At 36.0% G+C, this 3,750-nt stretch carries 3 protein-coding genes and 1 pseudogene; all 4 read left to right on the forward strand.

Going from position 1 to position 3,750, the window contains the following annotated elements; translation table 11 throughout:
* Nucleotides 1-133, forward strand: a pseudogene (locus tag JIG41_RS22835) (ISAs1 family transposase); the annotation flags it as partial.
* A 148-nt stretch (nucleotides 134-281) separates the two neighbouring features.
* The gene (locus tag JIG41_RS23055; protein ID WP_283246064.1) at nucleotides 282-404 is read left to right on the forward strand and encodes a hypothetical protein; all 123 of its coding nucleotides are present in this window, start codon (nucleotides 282-284) and stop codon (nucleotides 402-404) included.
* Nucleotides 405-436: 32 nt separating this feature from the next.
* Nucleotides 437-571, forward strand: a complete 135-nt coding sequence (locus JIG41_RS23060) for a hypothetical protein (RefSeq protein WP_283246065.1) — start codon at nucleotides 437-439, stop codon at nucleotides 569-571.
* Between the two features lie 509 nt (nucleotides 572-1,080).
* Nucleotides 1,081-3,585, forward strand: a complete 2,505-nt coding sequence (locus JIG41_RS12290; RefSeq protein WP_199524836.1) for a M1 family metallopeptidase — start codon at nucleotides 1,081-1,083, stop codon at nucleotides 3,583-3,585.
* Nucleotides 3,586-3,750 lie beyond the last annotated feature (165 nt).

The following is a 3,750-nucleotide window of genomic DNA, read 5'->3' on the forward strand; positions in this document are numbered from 1 at the left end:
GAGAAAAATAGCCATGGCGTTATTTAAACAAGATACAACTAAAACAGCCAGTATGGCGAGAAAAAAGAAAATGGCAGGGCTAGACGATGATTATCGCTCAACCCTGTTAGAATCTGGGATTAAAATGCGCTAGCCGTGACAGCCACATAGCTTAATAGTCGATTTAACTTTAGGTGCCAGAAAAATGGATACTAATAGGTAAGAATTTCGAAATCACACTTGCTGATGAATACTGTGAAGCGTTAGGAATTGAGGTTGGCGATATTCTGCTATGTACACTTATGAAAGATAAACGCTCGATTAAGCTTGAAAAGTTTTCAGATCAATCTTTAAATGATGAACAAATTAAAGCTCATGGCTATTTATGTCGTGTAGAAGAACTTAACCCCGAAGATTTTGAGTAATTTATTCTGATCTCTCCGAAATTGGGTGCATTATGGCTATCACATCGATAAAATCAATCAACTCAAAACAAGACTTAGAAAAAGCACTCAAGCGTGTAGATGAGCTTTGGGACGTTGCTGAACCTAACACTCCTAAAGGAGAAGAGCTTGTTATGCTTACTAAATAATCGAAGATTACGAGTTAGCAAACATTGTTTCTCAAAGGGTAGATCAAGAAGAAACAGAAGTTAATATAGACGATTTATAAGGGTCTCTTGTTATCGCATACAGCCCACTTCCAACAAGCTTTTGTTGCACAATCAGCAATATTCAGATGTTAGGTCCTTTATGTAAGCGTTCCATTTTTAATTGTATTTGCTAATAAGGTTTGAGAATTTAAGCTGATAGCTATTCACAATTTTAATTGTTGAAATAGGTTTCGTAACAGATTGAGTTTTAAGAGCCATCATTCACAAACTTAATTGTATGTAACCACTAGTAGAACACTAAAACGGCGAACCTTTCGGTTCGCCTTTTTTATTTGTACTAATTCGACATATTAGTTTAATTTCATATAGGGACCTGTTATGTGACTAGCTCAAAAGCAAAGCCATTTTATTTAACCTTTTTCATATAAATCATGAATTTGATCTGTTATTGTCGGAGTTTTATAGCAAATTAAATGAAGGAATATTGCTTGAAATATGTTTTAGCTTTTTGTTTCTTCTGTAGTGTTTATTCTTACGCGACAGGAGTTAATAACTATCGGCTACCCCAAGAAATTACTCTAGATTCACAGGTCGTCAATTTAGAATTAGATCCATCAAAACCTACCTTTAGTGGCACCACTATTTTATCGTTAGAGATTTCTTCACCAACAGATACTATTAGCTACCACAGCCATGATTTAAATATTCAGTCTGTGGAACTTCTGACGGATGAATTATCAACAAACTTACCGGTTGAAACGGCAAATAACTATGACATTGTTAAGCATAAGCTCGATCACAAAGTTAGTGGTCAGGCAAAGTTAGTTATTAAGTTTATTGGGAAGTTCTCTAGTCATGGACAGGGTCTATTCGTACAAGCAAGTGGTGCAGAGGCAGATTATATTTTCTCACAATTTCAGCCAATGCTTGCTAGGCGAGTCTTCCCTAGTTTAAATGAACCAGATAAAAAAACATCATTTCAGTTTACTTTAACCATCCCTTCATATTTAACGGCGCTTCACAATACACGTGCTCTTTCTACAAAAATTGATTCAAATAAAAAAACGATTAAGTTTGAAAAAACGGCTGTAATTCCGACAGATGTTTTAGCAATCGCCGTAGGCACGTTTGATAGCAAGAAAATGGAGGAAACTAAATACAAGAGTACTTTGTTTTCGCCACAAGGTTTACAGTATCAATATCATGAAGAATTGCCTCTATTAATAAATAACACAATTGATTATTTGTCAGGCTACTTAGGTAAGCCTTTTCCTTACGACAAATTAGATTTCTTCATCGCACCGTTTGACTCTTCTGCTGCAATGGAGAATGTTGGCTTAATTGCGCTTAGCCCAAAAGAAATTCCTTCGGCCTTAGCAAGTAGCTACGATATGTGTGTGTTTCGAAAACTAGTTGCACATGAAATTGCACATATGTGGTTTGGTAACGATATCACTATGCAGTGGTATGACGATTATTGGATGAACGAGTCTTTTAGCGAGTTTTTTGCAGCAAAAATAGTGACTCATTTTTATCCCACAGAAGCACAGTGTACTTATACGCCACAATCAAGCTCATTAGAAAGTGACAACGACATGCATCGAGCTGTAATTACTGAAGTGAAGGTAGCTTCAGAGCAAGATGGAACAGGTCAACTTGTTTACAGTAAGGGCTTTTCTATACTGGCTATGCTTGAGCAGGCTATGGGGGAGGATGAATTTAAAGAGTCAATTCGCGAGTATGTGAAGACTTTTCAAGGCACAGTTATGTCATTTGATAGCTTTAAACGCTATATCCCTAAAAACCTAGTAGGAGTGGCCTCCTCATTTTTACAACAGTCATCATATCCATCAGTGACCTTGTATCGTAAAGATGATGCACTTTACTTAAAGCAAGATAACTTCTTTAGGCAAAATAAATTGTGGAGCATTCCGCTTACATTAAAAATTTATAATGTTGGCAATGAGGTTTCTTATAAAAATGTTCTGTTAAATACTCAAACAATGTTATTGAGTGAAGTTTCGCCTTCATCGCAGATTTTTATAGACACCAAAGGTGTGGGTTACTTTAGGTATATTGATAAAACAGATAATGCTGAATTCCCACTTCATTTGCTCAGTGATGCGGAAAAGCTGTCTTATATGGAAAATAATGATGCGTTGGCAAGCGCAGCACTCATTGATTATATGGATTATGTTGATACGCTAGTACTAACGCTAAATAGTTTACCTACAGACAGTGTTGAATCCTTAAAAGCACTGAATAGTCTTATAGACTCGTTTATTGAGTTTGTACCAAGCGATTTAAAAGCGCCTTACAGCAGTTATTTACAAGCAAACTTACCAAAAATTATTGATTGGCAAACTGTATTCAACAAAGAAAATGGTGGAGCTTGGCTTTCGTTTTATGGTGTTTATTTGAAATCTGAAAGTGCAATTGCCTTTGCTAAAGGAAAAATAAAACAAGGTAAAGTTATTGATTTGTCGGCACGCAGTTCCGTGCTGAAAGTGGCCGCCGCAAACTCTACAGACATTGAATATTCAGAGCTTTTAGCCTTGTTTAATCATGGTGACATTACATTTAAAGAAGATGTTTTGGACTCAATTGGCTACACATTAAAAGAGGAGCAAATTGAAGCATTTTATGAGTTACTGCTAAGTGATTTAACTACTGAGTTTGTTATTGATTACCGTTTCCAGTTTCCGGCATTTTTTGCAGAAAATAGAGAGTTTGTTGCTGCATATTTTTCAAAAAATAAAGATCGTATTTTAAAGCGGATTCCAAAAGAAGGCGCCCAATGGGTTGTTTATAATTTCATGACCGCTTGTTCAAGTGCAGAAAGTAAATTGATACAAGATACTTTTGAGGAATGGAAAAACATAGATGGTTTATCAAGTAAATTAGAGGTTATTTTGAATAAGGTTGAAGAGTGTGCTAGGAGCTCAAAAGCGAAAGTGAAAAACTTAGAGCAAAGGATTTATGGTAAAGCTTAAAAATTCCCAAACTTTAATTGTTGTTCCCGAATTCAGATAATAAGTGCACCACTCATGGTTAAACGGTGAGAAGAGATCAACTGCCTGTTGGTGGTACTCTATCGTCGCCAAACAAACAGAAGCATTTACCATGAGTTACAAGCAGTTGATCGCAGGACAAAGATA

This window comes from Pseudoalteromonas sp. bablab_jr011, assembly GCF_016464045.1.
Taxonomy (GTDB): Bacteria; Pseudomonadota; Gammaproteobacteria; order Enterobacterales; family Alteromonadaceae; genus Pseudoalteromonas; species Pseudoalteromonas lipolytica.

Excerpts from the sequence above, each read along its gene's own strand:
- JIG41_RS23055 (WP_283246064.1), top strand. The coding sequence starts at position 282 with ATGAAAGATAAACGCTCGATTAAGCTTGAAAAGTTTTCAGATCAATCT.
- JIG41_RS23060 (WP_283246065.1), top strand. The coding sequence starts at position 437 with ATGGCTATCACATCGATAAAATCAATCAACTCAAAACAAGACTTAGAA.